Raw genomic sequence first — 19,276 nt, 5'->3', positions numbered from 1 at the left:
GCCAGCTGTCGCGGCACGTCGCGCGAACGCGGCGGCGGCCTTGGCGGTCACGCGCTGGGGGCCAGCCACCTCACCGGGCACGGCTGAAGTGGATGCGTTGTTGAGCGAGGGCTGATTCGGCAGAATAGTCGCCATTCAGCACGGAGCAGCGTCATGACCCAGAACATCTACGACACCGAGGTTTTCTTCGAGGGCTACAGCAAAATGGGCCGCTCGGTAGAAGGCCTCGCCGGCGCGCCGGAGTGGCCGGCTCTGCAAGCCATGCTACCGCCGATGCCAGGGTTGAAAGTGGTGGACCTGGGTTGCGGCTACGGCTGGTTCAGTCGCTGGGCCCGGGAGCAGGGCGCCGAGCAGGTGCTGGGGCTGGATGTCTCGCAAAAAATGCTGGCGCGGGCAGAGGAGATGACTTCGTCGTCGGCCATCACCTACGCCATTGCCGACCTGGAAAAACTCGAGCTGCCTGACGCCGCTTTCGACCTGGCCTACAGCTCATTGGCGTTTCATTACATCGTCGATCTTAAGGGCCTGTTCGCGCGTATCCATCAAGCGTTGGTGCCGGGCGGGCGGTTGGTATTTTCCATCGAGCATCCGATCTTCATGGCGCCCCGGCAGCCGGGCTGGCTGATTGATGAGCAAGGGCGCAAGAGCTGGCCGGTGGACAGCTACCAGTTGCAAGGACCACGGGTGACAAACTGGCTGGCGGAGGGTGTGATCAAGCAACATCGCACCGTGGGCACGTTGCTGACGCTGTTGATCCAGGCGGGGTTTACCCTGACTCATGTCGACGAGTGGGGCCCGAGCGAAGCGGACCTGAAAGCCCGCCCCGCACTTGCAGAAGAGCTTGAACGCCCAATGATGCTACTGGTGGCCGCCCACCGCTGATTCCTTGGGTGAAAACCCGACCAAAAATGTGGGAGCGGGCTTGCTCGCGAATGCGGTGACTCAGCCAATGAATCTGGCACTGATACACCGCTTTCGCGAGCAAGCCCGCTCCCACATTTTGTTCCGCGTTAACCGGCATTTTTCAGCGCCTCAATCAACTCATCCTTGCGCATGGTCGAGCGCCCGGGAATGTCCTTGGCACGCGCTTCTCTCAGCAAGCTTTCCTTGGTCTGCGTACCCAGCGAAACCCGGCTGTTACGCGGATGCCCCTCACGACTGGCCGCAGCCCGCTTGGCCGACTCATGCCGGTCCTGGGACTTCTTCGCCGGCGCCTTGCGCTGGCCTGAACCGCCGGCCTTTTCGCCGCCGCCAGACTGCTTGTTGACGGTGGCCCAGGCCCGCGCCTCGGCTTCTTCTTTCGACAAGCCCTGGTGCTCATAACTCTCTTCGATATGGGCGGCCTTGCGCTTCTGTTCGGTGGTGTATTTGGCTTTGCTTCCACGAGGCATTGCGATACTCCTTCTGGCCCTCATACAAGATACAAGGGCCAGACCAGGCAAGGTGTGTTATTGGCCCGCTTCGCTTTCCAGCTTGCGAGCCGCTTCCACGCCGGACGCGGTGAGCTTGATCGGCAGGTTCAGCGAATGTTCACCGGCATCGTTGCAGGTCACATGGCCTTCCTTGATCCACCCGCGGTCCTGCAAGGTGGCCAAGGCGCTGGCCACCACTTTTTCACCTCGGTAGTTGTCCAGCACTTCTTTGCCCAACCCACTGGGATGAGCGTGGAGCAGACGGGTGAGGACTTCTTTTTCAAGGTTGTGATCGACGTTCATGCATACCTCTTCACTGGGAAATGGTTGGGTGTTCGTCTTTCTTGCGCATTAAGGCGCTGGCTGTTTTGGCGCGCCGGGGATGTTGGAGTCGTCACCCTTGTTGATCGAGGGCGAAGTGGCACCTGGGCCCATTTTGCCGTTGGGCACCGCACCGCTGTTGCGATTGGTGTCGTCGCCCTGGGTGCGTGGGTCCCTGCTGTTGTCGATGATGGCGCCGCCGTTGGTGTCCATGCCGGTACCCATCGAGTCCTTCGACTCTTGGGCGGCCGGGTTGGGCGGGCTGCCGACAGGGTCGGTCGGGCCGGTGCTGGAACCTGTGGTGGCGGCAAAGCTGCTCAGCGAAACAGCAGACAGCAAACCGGTGAGGGCGAGGGCGGCAAATTTGGAAGTCGTCATGATGGTGTCTCCATATGATTAATGTCCTTACCTGATATTGGTCCGCCCCCGTTTGTGATTCGTGCCTCGATACCGACGAACGGTCTTAGGTCGCTTGTAAGATTTTGTGTGACGAGATTCGGCGCCAGATCAACCGCGCCACCGTGATCAGCCAATTGAGCAGCGCCACCGCGAGTACACTCATCAACAGGGTCGGCATGCCGTATTCGACGATGAGCTTGCCCGCCAGCAACGGGAAACCGAACACCCCGATAAAGTACGCCAGGCTGAACAGCAGCAACGCCTGGGACGTGGTGCCCGCAGGTGCCTCGTTCGCAGCCAAACCATTGATCACCGAATACGTCAGGCCATAACCCACGCCCAGGGTGACGGCCGCCAGCAGGTAGCTGTAGTTGCCACTGACCCTGAACCCGAACAGGAAAATCGACCCCAGCATCAACCCGGACAACACACACGCCGCCCAATACGGATCACGCTTGACCACGATGCCGGCGATCAGCAGGCGGCTGGTAATCGCCGCACTCATGAAGCCCAGGAAGAACAGCGAATAGTCCAGCCCGTGCAACGCCGCGTAGCTGGTCTGGAAACTCGACAGCCCGCCAAACACGCAACCGCCGAGGCCCACCATGATGATCGCGAACACCGCCCGGGACGACAGCACCTTGCGTGTCGCCGACCAGGAAATCTTCGCCGCCGGCGCGGTGTGTTGACTCAGCGCGCGACCCAGTCGCCAGAAAATCAGCACACCTACCAAGCTCGCCAGCGCTGCTATATGAAAGGCCGCCGTCAGCGAAAAATCCAGGGCACTTGCCGCCCGCCCCAGCAGTGGCCCGGAGCCGATTCCGGTCATCATGCTGCCCGACAGCAGGGCAAAATACTTGGCCCGTTGCGCCGGTTCCACCAGCATCGCGACGATGATCGGCCCCAACGTGTAGAACACGCCCCAGCCCAATCCCAACGACAAGCCAAAGAACATCAAGCCCTCGCCGAACCCCGGCGCCAGCGCAAAGCCCAGGCACGCCACCGCCAGCAATACGCCGAGCAGGGCGATCGACCTGGCAGCCCCCAGCAGGTCGGCCAGATGCCCGGAAACCAGCACCGCCACAAAGGTGCTGAGCATCGCCATGGATATCACGCTGCCCGCGTCGTGTTCGTTGCCGCCGCGCGAATGGATCAGCAGTGACAGCAAGAATGTCGAGCCATAGGACAGGGAGAGCAAATAGCTGGCGAGGCAGAAGAGGGCGAACAGTTTTCCGCCAACCGCAGGTGAGGCGTGCATGGGGGAGCCTTGCGTCTGTTGGATTTATGCCCAACTTTTTACCATGCACGGCCCGAGGGTTTGTTCTGTGGTTAGCGGTGCTTGCGTTAGCCCACAGCGGAGTATGGCGTGCCGATTTCTTCGATGAACAGGTCCATGAAACCCTTCAACCGCTCATGGCGCGCCAGGGCCATGCGTTGCCCCGTCGGCGTCTGAAATCCGCCCGCCAGATGCAGCAGCTTGGTCTGGAAATGGTCGAGGCAAAAGCGCTTGTCGTCGTACTCGCGGCGCTGTGCCGTTGGGTCTGCCGGGTCATACAGCCCGCTGCCCATGCGCCCGGCGATGTAAAATGTGCGGGCCACGCCGATCATGCCGAGGGAGTCCAAACGGTCGGCATCCTGCATGATCTTTGCTTCAAGCGTCACCGGCGTCAGGCCCGCCGAAAAACTGTGAGTCTCGATGGCATGCGTCACCGCTGCAATCGTCTCGGGCTGCCACGCCAACCCCTGCAAAATCTCCCCGGCCTTGTCCGCCGCCAATGTTGAGGCCTTGGAACGCAACGGCGAATTCTTCTCCACCGCGACGCAGTCATGGAGCAGCACCGCCGCCAGCAGCACCTCCAGATCGCCACCTTCCTCTGCCTGGATCGACCGCACGTTGTGCCACACCCGTTGCAAGTGGGACAGGTCGTGGGCGCCGTCTTCCGAAGGCTCAAGGGCGTGAGGCAATAACGTCGCGGCGAGGTCGGTCAAGGGCGTGAAGGGCATGGGGGTTCTCAAAGGTCGATGGCCTGCAGGTTAGCCGTGAATCAAATTGCACTGCAATCGGTCATTAAAGCGCCTTAGTATGTGTGCTCTCTTTCCCTGACAAGGCCTGCCCATGACCATCGAGATTCGCCCCGCCGTGCCCAGCGATGCTGCGCAGATCCTGACCTTCATCACCGAGCTTGCCGACTATGAAAAAGCCCGGCACGAAGTGATCGCCAGCGTGGTGGACATCGAGCGCAGCCTGTTCAGTGAAGGTGCCACCGCCCACGGCCTGATCTGCCTGCGCGACGGTTTGCCGATCGGCTTTGCGGTGTTCTTTTTCAGCTATTCCACGTGGCTGGGCAGCAACTGCCTGTACCTCGAAGACCTGTACATCAACCCCGAGCAACGCGGTGGCGGGGCGGGCAAGAAGTTGCTGCGCCACCTGGCGAAAATCGCCTGCGACAACGGCTGCGGGCGTTTCGAGTGGAGCGTGCTGGACTGGAACGAGCCGGCCATCGCGTTCTACAAATCCATCGGTGCCCAGCCCCAGGAAGAGTGGGTACGCTACCGCATGGAAGGCGACGCCCTCAGGGATTTCGCACAGGGTTAAGTGTGCATAAAGGACCGGCTTTTAAAGCCGGTTTTTTTATATATTTGCTCACTATATGGGATGATAATTTATATATTGAGATGTTCCGGTTTCTGGGTTTATAGTCTTGCGCATCAGCACTCACTACCAAAAACAAAACAGGTGAAGCGATGCAGGCACAACCGTTGTCGTTACCTCCGGTGCCCGAGCCGACGTACGGCGAGCGACTGAAGAACAAAGTCGTGGTCATCACCGGTGCCGCCCAAGGCATTGGCGAGGCTATCGTCGCCTGCTTCCAGGCTCAGCAGGCGCGCCTGGTGATCGGTGATATCCAGGGCGAGAAGGTCGAGCAGGTCGCCGCCCACTGGCGCGAACACGGCGCCGAGATCTACGCACAACCTGTCGACATCACTTCCAAGGATCAATGGCGCGCCCTGGTGGACGTAGCTATCGAACGCTTTGGCCGCGTCGACGTGCTGGTCAATTGCGCCGGCGTCAACGTGTTCCGCGACCCGCTGGAAATGACCGACGAAGACTGGCGCCGCTGCTTCGCCATCGACCTCGACGGCGCCTGGTACGGCTGCCGTACCGTGTTGCCGCACATGATCGAGCAAGGCATCGGCAACATCATCAATATCGCCTCCACCCACTCCAGCCACATCATTCCCGGTTGCTTTCCGTACCCGGTGGCCAAGCACGGCCTGCTCGGGCTAACCCGCGCCCTGGGCATCGAATACGCGCCCAAGGGCATCCGCGTAAATGCCATCGCGCCGGGCTATATCGAAACCCAACTCAACGTCGATTACTGGAACGGCTTTGCCGACCCGCACGCCGAGCGCCAGCGTGCCTTCGACCTGCACCCGCCCAAGCGCATCGGCCAGCCGATTGAAGTGGCGATGACGGCACTGTTTCTTGCGACCGATGAGGCGCCCTTTATCAATGCCACCTGCCTGATGATCGATGGTGGGCGGTCGGTGATGTACCACGATTAAAACTTTTCCAAATAACAAGAAGAGGTGGTTCATGCTCAAGAAAACACTAGGCACCCTTGCCCTCACGATGGCGCTCAGCGGCCTGGCCTCTGCCGAAGAAGTAAAGATCGGCTTCCTGGTCAAGCAGGCGGAAGAGCCCTGGTTCCAGACCGAATGGGCCTTCGCTGAAAAAGCCGGCAAGGACCATGGTTTCACCGTGATCAAGATCGCCGTGCCCGACGGCGAGAAAACCCTGTCCGCCATCGATACCCTGGCCGCCAACGGCGCCAAGGGTTTCGTGATCTGCCCGCCGGACGTGTCCCTCGGCCCTGCGATCATGGCCAAGGCCAAGCTGAATAACCTCAAAGTGCTGGCGGTAGACGACCGCTTCGTCGACGCCAAGGGCAAGCCCATGGAAGACGTGCCTTACGTCGGCCTGGACGCCTACAAGATCGGCCAGAAACAAGGCGAAGCCATGGCCACCGAAGCCAAGCATCGCAACTGGGACTGGAAGGACACCTACGCCGTCATCAATACCTTCGACGAGCTGGAAACCGGCAAGAAGCGCACCGACGGTTCGGTAGAAGGCCTCAAGGCCGCCGGCCTGCCGGTTGACCATATCCTGTTCACCGCGCAGAAAACCCTCGACGTGCCGGGCGCCATGGACTCCACCAACTCGGCCCTGGTGAAACTGCCCAGCGGCGCGAAAAACCTGCTGATTGGCGGCATGAACGACAGCACCGTACTGGGCGGCGTACGCGCCACCGAAAGCGCCGGCTTCAAGGCCACAAACGTGATTGGCGTGGGCATCAACGGCACCGACGCCATCGAAGAACTGAAGAAATCCGACACCGGTTTCTACGGCTCGATGCTGCTCAGCCCCGATGCGTCCGGCTATAAAACTGCGACCTCGATGTTCGAGTGGGTGACCAAAGGCACTGAGCCTGCCAAGTTCACCGCACTGGATAACGTGACCCTGATCACCCGCGCCAACTTCAAGGAAGAGTTGAGCAAGATCGGTCTGTGGAAATGAACAGCGCCGCTGCAGAGAGCCTGCGCTTCAACGGCATCGGCAAGGAGTTTCCCGGGGTGAAGGCCCTGGCGCAGATCAGCTTCGAAGCGCGGCCCCATTCGGTGCATGCGCTGATGGGCGAGAACGGCGCGGGCAAGTCGACCTTGCTGAAAATCCTCGGCGGTTTTTATCCGCCCAACAGCGGCAGCTTGCAGTTGGGCGAACGCAGCGTGAGTTTCAAGTCGGCGGCCGACAGCATCGCCAGCGGCATCGCAGTGATTCACCAGGAGCTGCAACTGGTGCCGGAAATGACCGTCGCCGAGAACCTGCTGCTGGGGCATATGCCGTCGCGCTTTGGCGTGGTCAATCGCGGGGCGATGGTGCGCAAGGCACGGGAACTGCTCAAGGGCCTGGCGGATGAAATCGATCCGAACATGCGCCTGGGCAGCCTGTCCCTCGGCCAGCGGCAACTGGTGGAAATCGCCAAGGCCATGTCGCGCAACGCCCATGTGATTGCGTTCGACGAACCCACCAGCAGCCTCTCGGCCCGTGAGATCGAGCGGCTGATGGTGATCATCGCCCGACTGCGGGATGAAGGCCGGGTGATCCTCTACGTGTCGCACCGCATGGAAGAAGTGTTCCGTATCTGCGATGCGGTGACGGTGTTCAAGGACGGGCGCTTCGTGCGCACGTTCGAGGACATGACGCAGTTGAACGTCGACCAGTTGGTCAACTGCATGGTCGGGCGCGATATCCAGGATATCTACGACTACCGGCCGCGCGAGCACTGCGGTGAAGCGCTGCGAGTCGAAGGTTTGCTCGGGCCGGGGTTGCAGGAACCGGTGAGCCTGCAGGTGAACAAGGGCGAGATTCTCGGGCTGTTCGGCCTGGTGGGGGCCGGGCGCACAGAGTTGTTGCGCCTGCTCGCCGGGCTGTCCCGCAGCACCCAGGGGACCCTGGTGCTGCATGGCCAGGCGCAGACGTTCAAGACACCACGGGATGCGATTGCGGCGGGGGTGTTGCTCTGCCCCGAGGACCGCAAGAAGGAAGGCATCGTGCCCCGCGCAAGCGTTGCAGAGAACATCAATATCAGTGCGCGGCGCGACCATGCGCGCTTCGGCTGGCTGATCCAGGGCGGCTGGGAACGCACCAACGCCCAGCGGCAGATCAGCGCGCTGAACGTGCGCACGCCGTCGGCGGACCAGCCGATTCTGTTCCTGTCGGGCGGCAATCAGCAGAAGGCGATTCTCGGCCGCTGGTTGTCGATGCCGATGAAAGTGTTGCTGCTGGACGAGCCGACCCGCGGCATCGATATCGGTGCCAAGTCGGAGATCTACCAGATCATTCACAACCTGGCGGCCAGTGGCATCGCGGTGATCGTGGTGTCCAGCGACCTGATGGAAGTGATGGGCATCTCCGACCGCATCCTGGTGATGAGCGAAGGCGCCCTGACCGGCGAATTGACCCGCGATCAAGCGGACGAAGCACGGCTGCTGCAACTGGCTCTTCCGCGTACGCGGGACTGAAGAATACGAGGTGGGTATGTCACAGGTAAAAACTGCAAGAAGCTTCTGGCCGGGGTTCAACCAGCGCAAGTTTCTCGATGATTGGGTCATGCTGCTGGCGGCCTTGAGCATCTTTGTGCTCAGCGCCATCTTCATCGACAACTTCCTCTCGCCGCTGAACATGCGTGGCCTGGGGCTGGCGATTTCCACTGTGGGGATTGCGGCCTGCACCATGCTGTTTTGCCTGGCGTCGGGGCACTTCGACTTGTCGGTGGGTTCGGTGATCGCCTGTTCGGGCGTGGTGGCGGGGATCGTGATTCGCGACACCGACAGCGTGTTCTTCGGCGTGTCGGCGGCGTTGGCCATGGGCCTGGTGGTGGGGCTGATCAACGGCATCGTGATCGCCAAACTGCGGATCAACGCGTTGATCACGACGCTGGCGACGATGCAGATCGTGCGTGGGCTGGCGTATATCTTTTCCAACGGCAAGGCGGTCGGCGTGATGGACGAAAACTTCTTCGTCTTTGGTAACGGCCAGCTGTTTGGCGTGCCGGTGCCAATCGTCATCACCGTGCTGTGCTTTGTGTTTTTTGGCTGGTTGCTGAACTACACCACCTACGGGCGCAACACCATGGCCATCGGCGGCAACCAGGAAGCGGCGCTGTTGGCCGGAGTGAATGTCGATCGCACCAAGATCATCATCTTTGCCGTGCACGGCGTGATCGGCGCGTTGGCCGGGGTGATCCTGGCGTCGCGGATGACCTCGGGGCAACCGATGATTGGCCAGGGGTTCGAGTTGACGGTGATCTCGGCGTGCGTGCTGGGCGGGGTGTCGCTGAGCGGCGGAATCGGGATGATCCGGCATGTGATTGCCGGGGTGCTGATTCTGGCGATCATCGAAAACGCGATGAACCTGAAGAACATCGACACCTTCTACCAGTACGTGATTCGCGGCTCGATCCTGTTGCTGGCGGTCATTATCGACCGCATGAAACAACGATAAAAAGGGCGCCACACGACCAATGTGGGAGCGGGCTTGCTCGCGAAAACGGTGTGTCAGTCAGCCTATGCATTAACTGGAAAACCGCATTCGCGAGCAAGCCCGCTCCCACATTTTGATCTCCTCTGTTTTGCTGGTCCGCATTTGCCATAATGCTCGCCGTTTTCGTACTTCCCAATAGGCCCGATATGCAGGAAAACGCCCAAACTCCCGTCAAAGAAGCCGCGCCCACCGGCACTCAAACCCTGCTTCGTGGCCTGGGCGTGGTGCAGGCAGTGGCGGCCGGTGCGCGGGATCTGAAGGAAATCGCCAAGCGCATCGGTACCACCCGCAGCACCACTCACCGCCTGGCCAGTTGCCTGGTGGAAGAACGCTACCTGCGCGTAGTGCCGCAAGTCGGTTATCTGCTGGGTCCCAAATTGATCGAGCTGGGTTTCCAGGCCCGTGAAGAACTGCCTTTGGTCAGCCTGGCAGTGCCGTATCTGGACGAGTTGTCGGCGTTGACCGGCGATACCATCCACCTGGCTATTCGCGAATACGACGACGTGCTGTACCTGCACAAGAACCCTGGCCGCAACGGCCCGGAAATGCGCTCGCGCGTCGGCCATCGCATGCCGCTGGCGCGCACCGGGATCGGCAAGGCGTTGTTGCTGGATGACAGCGTGGAAGAGTGGCAGCGCCTGTATCAGGTCAGCCTGCCGACGGGCGGGAAGAATCTGCAGTGGCCGCAGCACCCCGAGCAATCCTGGGCGCAGTTTGAACAGCGCATGCAGGAATACGTGGCGGGCGGTTATGCATTCGATCTGGAAGACAACGAACCGTCGATCCGTTGTGTCGCGGCACCGGTGCGCGATGCCAGCCGGCGAATCGTCGCCGGCATCAGCATCGCCAGTACCGTGCCCTACATGCCGCTGGAGAAAATGGCCGAGCTGATCCCTGTGATCAAACAGGTCGCAGCACGGCTGTCAGCGGAGTTGGGCGCGAAGGCCTGATCAGGCCGTGATCGTTCCCACGCTCCGCGTGGGAACGCCGCTTCGGACGCTCCGCGTCCAGCAGGACTTGAGCCCTGCGCAACGGTGACGCAGAGCGTCACAGCATGCGTTCCCACGCAGAGCGTGGGAACGATCTTGGTCAGGCCTTGAGGGTCGCCATGTCGATCACGAAGCGGTACTTCACATCACCGGCAATCATGCGGGTGTAGGCTTCGTTGATCTGGCGGATGTCGAGCATCTCGATGTCGCAGGTGATGCCGTGCTCGGCGCAGAAGTCCAGGACTTCCTGGGTTTCGGCAATCCCACCGATCAACGAACCGGCCAGCACTTTGCGGCCCAGCACCAGCTTGGCAGCGTTGACGGGCGGGTCGACCGGCTCGATCAAACCTACCAGGATGTGCACGCCGTCAAAGCGCAGTACGTCGAGGTAGGGATTCAAGTCGTGCTGCACCGGGATGGTGTCCAGCAGGAAGTCGAAATGCCCGCCAGCGGCTTTCATCTGGGCTTCGTCGGTGGACACGATCACGTGGTCGGCGCCCTGGCGACGGCCTTCTTCAGCCTTGCTCGCGGAGCGGGTGAACAGCGTCACTTCCGCGCCCATGGCCTTGGCGAACTTGATGCCCATATGGCCCAAACCGCCCATGCCCAGAACGCCAACCTTGTCGCCAGCCTTCACGCCGTAATGCTTGAGCGGCGAGTAAGTGGTGATGCCGGCGCAGAGGATCGGCGCGGCGCTGGCCAGGTCGAGCTTGGCCGGGATCTTCACCACGAAGTGCTCGCTGACCACGATGCTGTCGGAGTAGCCGCCCATGGTGTTGCTGCCGTCGACCCGGTCCGGGGTGGCGTAGGTCATGGTCGGGCCTTCGAGGCAGTATTGCTCGAGGTCCGCGTGGCAGGCGTCGCAGTGACGGCAGGAGTCGACCATGCAGCCAACACCCACCAGGTCGCCGACTTTGTGCGCGGTGACGCTGGCGCCGACGGCGGTGACTTTACCGACGATCTCGTGGCCCGGCATCAGCGGGTACACGGCAATGCCCCATTCGTTGCGTGCCTGGTGGATGTCGGAGTGGCAGACGCCGCAGTAGAGAATTTCGATCGCCACGTCATCGACGCGCGGGCTACGGCGTTCGAAGGACATGGGGGCGAGGGGAGTGGTGGCCGATTGAGCGGCATAACCGATGGCGGTGTACATGGAGAAACCTCGCAGGTGCAGTAACAGGTGAGGTGGCGCATTCTCCGCGCCGTGCCTGGGTGCGGCCATGGCGATTGCTCCGAGTCTCATGCCTATTCGTCCGGGAGTGCACCTGGATTGGATCGTTGTGGCGCCAGACCTGCGATGATGGTCTCATCCCCTTTTTCGCGAAGTTTTTGCCATGTTGTTGACCCGCCATGTCGATGCCAATGCCGCGTTGGTTGCCTTGATCGAACCCCTGACACCCCGTGATGGGTTCTCGCCCACGAACCTGCCGGGCGTGCAGGTATTGCGTGCCAGTTGCGATGTGGCGCGGGGCCCGCAGATTTATGAACCGAGCCTGATGATCGTCGCCCAGGGCAGCAAGGTCGCGTACCTGGGCCCGCGTACCCTGGAGTACGGCGCGGGGCATTACCTGATCCAGGCGATGCCGGTGCCGTTCGAATGCGAGACTTTTGCCATGCCGAATGCACCGCTGTTGGGGGTGACGGTGGGCATTGATCGGGTGGTGCTGGGTGAGTTGGTGATGGCGATGGGGATCCAGAGCGGGCCACCGCCGGCGGCGCAAACGTTGGAGTCGATGAGTTCGGTGGTGCTGGACGACGCCATGCGCGGCTGTGTCGAACGCCTGTTGCAGTGCCTGCACGATCCGCTGGAGAGCCGGATCATGGGTCCGGCGCGGGTGCGGGAATTATTGTTCACCGCATTGCGCGGGCCACAGGCGGATGTGTTGCGGGCGTTGGTGGAGCAGCAGGGGCAGTTTTCGCGGGTGGCGACTTCGTTGAATCACCTGCATGCCCATTACGCCGAGCCGCTGAATATCGAGACATTGGCAGGTTATGCGCACATGAGTGCGTCGACCTTCCACGAACACTTCAAACGCTGCACGCTGTTGTCGCCGGTGCAGTACCTCAAGCGTCTGCGGTTGCTCAAGGCACAGCAGTTGCTGTTGGTGGAAGGCATGGGCGTGGCGCAGGCGGCCCACAGTGTGGGGTATCAGAGCACGTCGCAGTTCAGCCGGGAGTACAAGCGCTACTTCGAGCGCAGCCCCGGGGATGAGCGGGCGGCGTAACTCTCCCGGGCACAATTCGGTCAAAAATGTGGGAGCGGGCTTGCTCGCGAAAGCGGTGGTTCAGCCAAAACATCTGTGACTGATACACCGCTTTCGCGAGCAAGCCCGCTCCCACATTTGACCGAGTCGATGGGTCTTTTTCCGGGCTACAAAAAAGGCCCCCATTTGGGAGCCTTCTGTTCAAGCAGCGGATTACATATTCGGGTAAGTCGGCCCACCCGCACCTTCCGGCGTCACCCACGTAATGTTCTGCGAAGGGTCCTTGATGTCACAGGTCTTGCAGTGCACGCAGTTCTGGGCGTTGATCTGGAAGCGCTTCTCGCCGTCTTCCTTGGTGATCACTTCATACACGCCGGCCGGGCAGTAGCGCTGCGCCGGTTCATCGTAGAGCGGCAGGTTGGTGCCGATCGGGATGCTCGGGTCTTTCAGCTTCAGGTGGCACGGTTGTTCTTCTTCGTGGTTGGTACCGGAGATGAACACCGAACTCAGCTTGTCGAAGCTCAGCTTGCCGTCGGGTTTCGGGTAGTCGATCTTCTTGCTGTCCTTGGCCAGCTTGAGGCAGGCGTAGTCCGGCTTGGTATCGTGCAGGGTAAACGGCATTTTGCCGCCGAGGATGTTCTGGTCGAACCAGTTGAAGCCGGCACCAATGATCGGGCCGAACTTGTGCATCGCCGGGCCGAAGTTACGGCTGGCGAACAGTTCTTCGTAGAGCCAGCTCTTCTTGAAGCTGTCGACGTAAGCGGTCAGTTCGTCACCGCCTTCGGATTCGGCGAACAGGCGATCGGCCACGGCGTCAGCGGCGAGCATGCCGGACTTCATCGCGGTGTGGCTGCCCTTGATCTTGGCGAAGTTCAGGGTGCCCAGGTCGCAGCCGATCAGCGCGCCGCCCTTGAACACCATTTTCGGCAGCGAGTTCAGGCCGCCTTTGCAGATGGCGCGGGCGCCGTAGCTGATGCGTTTGCCGCCTTCCAGGTACTGGGCCAGCACGGGGTGATGCTTGAGGCGCTGGAACTCGTCGAACGGCGACAGGAAGGTGTTGCTGTAGGACAGGTCGACGATCAGGCCGACGACCACCTGGTTGTTTTCCAGGTGATAGAGGAACGAACCGCCGGTGTTCTCGGCGCTCATGATGTCCAGCGGCCAACCGGCGGTGTGCACCACCAGGCCTGGCTGGTGTTTGGCCGGGTCGATTTCCCAGATTTCCTTCAGGCCGATGCCGTAGTGCTGGGCGTCGGCGTCGCTGTCCAGGTTGAAGCGCTGGATCAGTTGCTTGCCGATGTGGCCACGGCAACCTTCGGCGAACAGCGTGTACTTGCCACGCAGTTCCATGCCCGGGGTGTAGACGCCTTCTTTCGGGTTGCCTTCACGGTCGACGCCGAGGTCACCGGTGATGATCCCGCGCACCACGCCGTTTTCGTCGAACAGCGCTTCCTGGGCGGCGAAGCCCGGGTAGACTTCCACACCCAGGTTTTCGGCCTGCTGGGCGAGCCAGCGGCACAGGTTGCCCAAGGAGATAATGTAGTTGCCTTCGTTGTGCATGGTCTTGGGCACAAAGAAGTCAGGCACCTTGGTGGAAGCTTCGCTGGAGCGCAGTACATAGATGTCATCACGCACAACAGGGGTGTTGAGCGGTGCACCGAGTTCTTTCCAGTCCGGGAACAGTTCGTTCAGGGCACGGGGTTCAAACACGGCACCGGACAGGATATGAGCGCCGACTTCGGAGCCTTTTTCGACCACGCAGACGCTGATTTCCTTACCGGCTTCGGCGGCCTTCTGCTTCAATCGGCAGGCGGCAGACAGGCCTGCCGGGCCAGCGCCGACGATGACCACGTCGAATTCCATGTATTCGCGTTCCACAGGCTATCTCCTACTCAAGGCTCAACGGCTTTTTTTTCTAATGGGTGGAGGTTCGGTAATCCGTCCCACAATGCCTGCATCAATCTCATGCAAGGGGCAGGGGACGACCCACCTTTCTCTCTAGGTGGCGCATTATATCTACACCACTCTCAGCGTCCAATACAAACGTTTGTTTGAATTGCCCGCAAGCTAGGTAAATCAAAGCAACGCGGCTTATAACTGACCATTTTGGCGTATTGACCGGAATAGGCGTTCCGGTCAATATACGGTCGGTTTTGCGCATCCCGTAGGCAGACTGTGGGTTTCAAGGCCACCTCGAAAGACAGGCTGAAGGTAAATAAGGGTGACGCGCGAGCCACGATGGCGCGCAGTTTACACGCCACGATAATGAATGACCTCTCAGTCACCACTGACGAACGGTCATCACTCCCGTGAGCAAGGTCCCCCGCCGACGATTGCCGGTGTTTTTGGAGGTGCCCTTGTGTGCCGATGAGCATCAAACCGCCAGGTTCGCCTAGGCGACTTTCTTTTCACCGGAGAGTAACGAGGAATCCATGAAGGTTCTTGTAGCTGTCAAACGCGTTGTCGATTACAACGTGAAAGTTCGCGTCAAGGCGGACAATTCCGGCGTCGACCTCGCTAACGTCAAGATGTCGATGAACCCTTTCTGCGAAATCGCCGTGGAAGAAGCCGTACGCCTGAAAGAGAAAGGCGTTGCGACTGAAATCGTCGTCGTTTCCATCGGTCCGACCACTGCTCAAGAGCAGCTGCGTACCGCCCTGGCGCTGGGTGCCGATCGCGCCATCCTCGTCGAATCCGCTGAAGAGCTGACTTCCCTGGCCGTTGCCAAGTTGTTGAAAGCTGTTGTCGACAAGGAACAGCCATCGCTGGTGATCCTCGGCAAACAAGCCATCGACAGCGACAACAACCAGACTGGCCAGATGCTGGCTGCACTGACCGGTTACGGCCAGGGCACCTTCGCCTCGAAAGTCGAAGTGAGCGGCGACAAGGTTGCCGTGACCCGCGAAATCGACGGCGGCGCGCAGACAGTTTCCCTGAAACTGCCGGCCATCGTCACCACCGACCTGCGTTTGAACGAGCCGCGCTACGCGTCCCTGCCAAACATCATGAAAGCCAAGAAGAAGCCTCTCGAAGTGCTGACTCCGGATGCTTTGGGCGTTTCCACCGCCTCCACCAACAAGACCGTAAAAGTCGAAGCGCCGGCTGCACGCAGCGCGGGCATCAAGGTCAAGTCGGTGGCTGAACTGGTCGAGAAACTGAAAAACGAAGCGAAGGTAATCTAACCATGACTATCTTGGTAATCGCAGAACACGACAACAAGGTCGTGGCTCCGGCCACCCTGAACACTGTTGCCGCCGCCGCCAAAATCGGTGGTGATATCCACGTCCTGGTCGCTGGCCAAAACGTTGGTGCCGTGGCTGAGGCCGCTGCCAAAATCGCTGGCGTGAGCAAAGTACTGGTTGCCGATAACGCAGCCTACGCTCACCAATTGCCGGAAAACGTTGCGCCGCTGGTTGCAGAGCTGGGCGCTGGCTACAGCCACATCCTGGCTGCCGCCACCTCCAACGGCAAAAACATCCTGCCGCGCGTTGCTGCGCAACTGGACGTTGACCAGATCTCCGAGATCGTTTCGGTAGAAAGCGCCGACACCTTCAAGCGTCCGATCTATGCCGGTAACGCCATCGCTACCGTGCAGTCCACTGCGTCGGTAAAAGTCATCACCGTGCGTGCCACCGGTTTCGACCCGGTTGCTGCTGAAGGTGGTTCGGCTGCGGTTGAAGCTGTGGCTGCTGCCCACGACGCTGGCACTTCCAGCTTCGTTGGCGAAGAGCTGGCCAAGTCCGATCGTCCGGAACTGACCGCTGCCAAGATCGTCGTTTCCGGCGGCCGCGGCATGCAGAACGGCGACAACTTCAAGCACCTGTACGCCCTGGCCGACAAGCTGGGCGCTGCGGTCGGCGCTTCCCGCGCAGCCGTCGACGCAGGTTTTGTACCGAACGACATGCAGGTCGGCCAGACCGGCAAGATCGTTGCGCCACAGCTGTACATCGCCGTCGGTATCTCCGGCGCGATCCAGCACTTGGCCGGTATGAAAGACTCCAAGGTGATCGTTGCGATCAACAAGGACGAAGAAGCACCGATCTTCCAGGTGGCTGATTACGGCCTGGTGGCGGACTTGTTCGAAGCCGTACCCGAGTTGGAGAAGCTGGTCTAATCCAGCCGCTTCACTTATAAAGAGCCCGGTCTTTTGACCGGGCTTTTTTTTGCCCGGTAATTTTTCAACTGGAGAACCCTGCCATGGAATTGCGTCCCTGGACTGTACTGCTGGCCCTGTCACTGCTGCCGACGGTGTCGCTGGCGGCGGGCAAATGTGATCGGCTGGTGATCACCGGCAGCCCGGACGCCCCGCCTTATCTGTGGCGTGATCCCCAGGACCCCACGCACTTGATCGGCGCCACCGCCGACATGCTGCAGCAAGTGGCCAAGGACCTCGGGGTGAAAATCGACCTGCTGTACGGCGGCAAACGTTCCCTGGCGCTGGAAGAAGTGCGCAGCGGGCGCATGGACATCCTCGCCGACGCGCCATTGACCCTCGACGCCCTGGACTCCCTCGACTACATCCACCCGGCATTGGTGCAAACCGATTATCTGGTCTGGACCCGCAAGGATTCCTCCCTGGCCTACAGCCAGGCCAGCGACCTGCAGGGCCACAAGGGTGCGGTGTCGGAAAGGGCGCGCCTGAGCCGCGACTTTGAAACCTTCGCCGGTGAGCAACTGACCCTGCAGCGCCTGCCCAGCCTGACCCCGGCGTTCCAGAAACTGCTGTTGGGAGAAGTGGACTACGTGCTCGCCGGACGTTATTCCGGCATGGCCATGGCCCAGACGTTGGGCATGAGCAACGACCTGGTGGCGCGGGAAATCCCCATCGACCAGCCGGGCCTGTACTTGGCCATTTCCCACAACTCCGCCTGCAACGATCCGTGGTTGCGCGGACAGCTCGCCAAAAAGATGACAGAATTGCCCGCGTCCGGTCTGGCGGAAACCGCGCTGCAGAGCAATCTTGAGCGCTGGAAAGCGCAGTTGCAGCAACCCGTCGGCACCCCAACAAAGTAGGGATTTTCAGTGACTATTCGACCTCTTTTCGCGGCCCTCGCCGTTGTAGCTCTGGCGGGATGTGCAGCCGATCCTGCGCCGAATGAACAGATGCGCCTGACCCAGCAAGCCCTGGAACAAGCCAGCGCCGTGGGCGCCGTTGCCAGCGATTCGCCCGAGCTGAAGCTGGCGGAAGACAAGTTCACCCAGGCCCGTGCCGACATGGCCGATGAATCCTACAAGGACGCCCGCATGCAGGCTGAAGAAGCCGAGCTGGACGCCCGCCTGGCGGAAGCGCGGGTGCTGACCCGCAAAAGCCAGGAGCAACTGAACGTGCTCAACACCCGTATCACCCGCCTGCGCAAGCAGTTGCAGTTGGGAGACGCCCAATGAGCCCGTTGATGCGTGGGTTGAGCTGTGTGGTGTTGCTGGGCAGTGCGCTGGGTGGTTGTGCGACCCATCCCGACAGTAACCTCGCCTTGCAACAGGCCAGCACTGACTTCCAGAAGGTCAAGGAAGATTCGAATGTGCTGCGTATCGCACCCAAGGACGTGATTCGCGCCGGTGAGTCCCTGGCCCGTGCCGACCGTTTCTCCAGCTTCTGGGGCAGCGGCGCCGATGTGGCGCATTACGCCTACCTGAGCCAGCGCTACAGCGCGATTGCCCGGGAACACACCGAGCAGGCACTCAACCAGGAGCGTGGGGTCAAGCTGGAGCTGGAACGCCAGCGCCTGCAACTGGCCCTGCGTGAAGCCAAGCTCTCCAGCGTTCAGCAACAGGGCAAATGGATTGAGGCGCAGATATCCAGCCTGACCACCGTCCAGCCTGATCGCGGGCTGGTGATGACCCTGGGTGACGTGCTGTTCGATACGGGTGATGCAGAGCTGCAAAACTCGGCCAACCGCACCGTGCTCAAAGTGGTGCAGTTCCTGCAACTGAACCCCAAGCGTGTGGTGCGCATCGAGGGTTACACCGACAATACCGGCGGCGAACAGGAAAATATCAAACTGTCCCGGGACCGCGCTCAAGCGGTTGCGGATGTACTGAGCGACCTGGGGATCGACGAAAAACGCATTCAGGTCGAAGGCTACGGCGATCAGTATCCGGTCGAAGCCAACGCGTCTGAGCGGGGCAGGGCGCAGAACCGTCGGGTAGAAATTGTGTTCTCCGACGAAAAAGGCCAGCTGGGCGCTGCTCGCTGAACCTGATTCTCAAGGTGAAAGGTGATTCCTGTGGGAGCTGTCGAGCCCCAGCGAGGCTGCGACAGGATCGCCTCGGTGCACCTGCGAGACCGCAGCGCCTGCATCGNNAAGCTCGACAGCTCCCACATAAGCCCGATCAATGATCGGGTTTTTTATGCCCGCGATTCAGTTCGCAACCCTTACAGTTTTTTCTATCACTGCCGCCCGCGCTCGACTATTGTGGCAACTGTCCCCGTACACTTCTAAACTGTGCCGGTATGTTTCACACAAAAATAAAATACCCGTGAAATCGAGTGCTGCGTCATGACCAATCTGTTGCTCTACCAACGTATCGCCCAGCAGCTGGCTGAGGATATCCGCCGCGGTGTCTATCAACCGGGCGAGCGCGTGCCTTCGGTACGCAAAATGAGCTCCCAGCTCAACGTCAGCCACGCCACCGTGTTGCAGGCCTACGCGAACCTGGAAGACCAGGGTTTGATTCGCGCGCGGCCGCAGTCCGGGTATTACGTGCACCAGACGCCGGCGCTCACTGCGCCCACGCCGGACATCGCCCGGGTCGAGCGTCCAGGGTTGGTCACTCGCAGCAGCATCATTCAACAGGTGTTGGTGGAGTCCCGTCGCGAAGGCGTGTTCCCGCTGGGCGCCGCCGTTC

The 19,276-nt window shown here is 60.8% G+C and carries 21 protein-coding genes and 1 pseudogene; 15 read left to right on the top strand and 7 right to left on the bottom strand.

All coding sequences use genetic code 11. The features are described 5' to 3' along the window. Both HX846_RS39515 and HX846_RS09980 read left to right on the top strand, forming a co-directional pair. A pseudogene (locus HX846_RS39515) lies at positions 1-115 on the top strand (sugar kinase); the annotation flags it as partial. A 38-nt stretch (positions 116-153) separates the two neighbouring features. Continuing rightward, positions 154-882, top strand: coding sequence for a class I SAM-dependent methyltransferase (locus HX846_RS09980; protein WP_178965328.1), 729 nt, complete (start codon positions 154-156; stop codon positions 880-882). Positions 883-1,010: 128 nt separating this feature from the next. On the opposite strand, the gene HX846_RS09975 is transcribed toward HX846_RS09980, so the two are convergent. The 5 genes from HX846_RS09975 to HX846_RS09955 form a co-directional block, all read right to left on the bottom strand. Further along, complete coding sequence (locus tag HX846_RS09975; protein ID WP_178965327.1) at positions 1,011-1,391, bottom strand: termination factor Rho; 381 nt, start codon at positions 1,389-1,391, stop codon at positions 1,011-1,013. A 57-nt stretch (positions 1,392-1,448) separates the two neighbouring features. Beyond that, the gene (locus HX846_RS09970; protein WP_004371249.1) at positions 1,449-1,715 is read right to left on the bottom strand and encodes a hypothetical protein; all 267 of its coding nucleotides are present in this window, start codon (positions 1,713-1,715) and stop codon (positions 1,449-1,451) included. Between the two features lie 48 nt (positions 1,716-1,763). After that, positions 1,764-2,111: a hypothetical protein gene (locus tag HX846_RS09965; RefSeq protein ID WP_177008408.1), complete on the bottom strand. Its 348-nt coding sequence runs from the start codon at positions 2,109-2,111 to the stop codon at positions 1,764-1,766. Positions 2,112-2,196: 85 nt separating this feature from the next. Then, on the bottom strand, positions 2,197-3,390 hold the full coding sequence (locus HX846_RS09960; RefSeq protein ID WP_178965326.1) for an MFS transporter: 1,194 nt from the start codon (positions 3,388-3,390) through the stop codon (positions 2,197-2,199). Positions 3,391-3,476: 86 nt separating this feature from the next. Further along, positions 3,477-4,136, bottom strand: coding sequence for an HD domain-containing protein (locus HX846_RS09955; protein ID WP_178965325.1), 660 nt, complete (start codon positions 4,134-4,136; stop codon positions 3,477-3,479). 112 nt (positions 4,137-4,248) lie between these two features. Between HX846_RS09955 and HX846_RS09950 the strand changes: the two genes are divergently transcribed. From HX846_RS09950 to HX846_RS09925, 6 genes are all read left to right on the top strand, one after another. After that, positions 4,249-4,728 carry a GNAT family N-acetyltransferase gene (locus HX846_RS09950; RefSeq protein ID WP_004371239.1) on the top strand — a complete coding sequence of 160 codons (480 nt, stop codon included), beginning with the start codon at positions 4,249-4,251 and terminating at the stop codon, positions 4,726-4,728. 149 nt (positions 4,729-4,877) lie between these two features. Next, positions 4,878-5,699: an SDR family oxidoreductase gene (locus tag HX846_RS09945; protein ID WP_004371237.1), complete on the top strand. Its 822-nt coding sequence runs from the start codon at positions 4,878-4,880 to the stop codon at positions 5,697-5,699. A 31-nt stretch (positions 5,700-5,730) separates the two neighbouring features. Next, complete coding sequence (locus HX846_RS09940) at positions 5,731-6,711, top strand: substrate-binding domain-containing protein (protein ID WP_008434927.1); 981 nt, start codon at positions 5,731-5,733, stop codon at positions 6,709-6,711. Further along, positions 6,708-8,216, top strand: a complete 1,509-nt coding sequence (gene araG, locus HX846_RS09935; protein WP_004371233.1) for an L-arabinose ABC transporter ATP-binding protein AraG — start codon at positions 6,708-6,710, stop codon at positions 8,214-8,216. The genes HX846_RS09940 and araG overlap by 4 nt, the downstream gene beginning before the upstream one ends. A gap of 16 nt (positions 8,217-8,232) precedes the next feature. Next, positions 8,233-9,198 (top strand): L-arabinose ABC transporter permease AraH, encoded by a 966-nt coding sequence (araH, locus tag HX846_RS09930; protein WP_004371231.1) that lies wholly within the window; start codon positions 8,233-8,235, stop codon positions 9,196-9,198. Positions 9,199-9,383: 185 nt separating this feature from the next. After that, positions 9,384-10,187, top strand: coding sequence for an IclR family transcriptional regulator (locus HX846_RS09925; RefSeq protein WP_004371229.1), 804 nt, complete (start codon positions 9,384-9,386; stop codon positions 10,185-10,187). Positions 10,188-10,326: 139 nt separating this feature from the next. Here the strand turns inward: HX846_RS09925 and HX846_RS09920 are convergent, their stop codons facing one another. Continuing rightward, positions 10,327-11,379: an NAD(P)-dependent alcohol dehydrogenase gene (locus HX846_RS09920; protein ID WP_178965329.1), complete on the bottom strand. Its 1,053-nt coding sequence runs from the start codon at positions 11,377-11,379 to the stop codon at positions 10,327-10,329. 181 nt (positions 11,380-11,560) lie between these two features. On the opposite strand from HX846_RS09920, the gene HX846_RS09915 reads away from it, so the two are divergent. Beyond that, on the top strand, positions 11,561-12,451 hold the full coding sequence (locus HX846_RS09915; protein ID WP_004371227.1) for an AraC family transcriptional regulator: 891 nt from the start codon (positions 11,561-11,563) through the stop codon (positions 12,449-12,451). Between the two features lie 192 nt (positions 12,452-12,643). On the opposite strand, the gene HX846_RS09910 is transcribed toward HX846_RS09915, so the two are convergent. Next, positions 12,644-14,308 (bottom strand): electron transfer flavoprotein-ubiquinone oxidoreductase, encoded by a 1,665-nt coding sequence (locus HX846_RS09910; RefSeq protein WP_178965324.1) that lies wholly within the window; start codon positions 14,306-14,308, stop codon positions 12,644-12,646. Positions 14,309-14,862: 554 nt separating this feature from the next. On the opposite strand from HX846_RS09910, the gene HX846_RS09905 reads away from it, so the two are divergent. The 6 genes from HX846_RS09905 to HX846_RS09880 form a co-directional block, all read left to right on the top strand. After that, on the top strand, positions 14,863-15,612 hold the full coding sequence (locus HX846_RS09905) for an electron transfer flavoprotein subunit beta/FixA family protein (protein ID WP_004371224.1): 750 nt from the start codon (positions 14,863-14,865) through the stop codon (positions 15,610-15,612). Positions 15,613-15,614: 2 nt separating this feature from the next. Beyond that, positions 15,615-16,544, top strand: coding sequence for an electron transfer flavoprotein subunit alpha/FixB family protein (locus tag HX846_RS09900; RefSeq protein ID WP_004371223.1), 930 nt, complete (start codon positions 15,615-15,617; stop codon positions 16,542-16,544). A gap of 83 nt (positions 16,545-16,627) precedes the next feature. After that, positions 16,628-17,443 carry an ABC transporter substrate-binding protein gene (locus HX846_RS09895; protein WP_102369693.1) on the top strand — a complete coding sequence of 272 codons (816 nt, stop codon included), beginning with the start codon at positions 16,628-16,630 and terminating at the stop codon, positions 17,441-17,443. Positions 17,444-17,452: 9 nt separating this feature from the next. Further along, positions 17,453-17,815, top strand: coding sequence for a DUF4398 domain-containing protein (locus HX846_RS09890; protein WP_008434912.1), 363 nt, complete (start codon positions 17,453-17,455; stop codon positions 17,813-17,815). After that, positions 17,812-18,624 (top strand): OmpA family protein, encoded by an 813-nt coding sequence (locus HX846_RS09885; protein ID WP_004371220.1) that lies wholly within the window; start codon positions 17,812-17,814, stop codon positions 18,622-18,624. The genes HX846_RS09890 and HX846_RS09885 overlap by 4 nt, the downstream gene beginning before the upstream one ends. 303 nt (positions 18,625-18,927) lie before the next feature. Then, positions 18,928-19,276 (top strand): GntR family transcriptional regulator (locus HX846_RS09880; protein ID WP_178965323.1); only part of this gene is annotated, 349 nt, incomplete at its 3' end.

The sequence above is a fragment of the Pseudomonas sp. K5002 genome, from assembly GCF_013386655.1.
In the GTDB taxonomy this organism is placed as follows: Bacteria; Pseudomonadota; Gammaproteobacteria; order Pseudomonadales; family Pseudomonadaceae; genus Aquipseudomonas.
The sequence above is the reverse complement of the archived record's forward strand: the minus strand, read 5'-3'. Positions and strand labels throughout refer to the sequence as shown.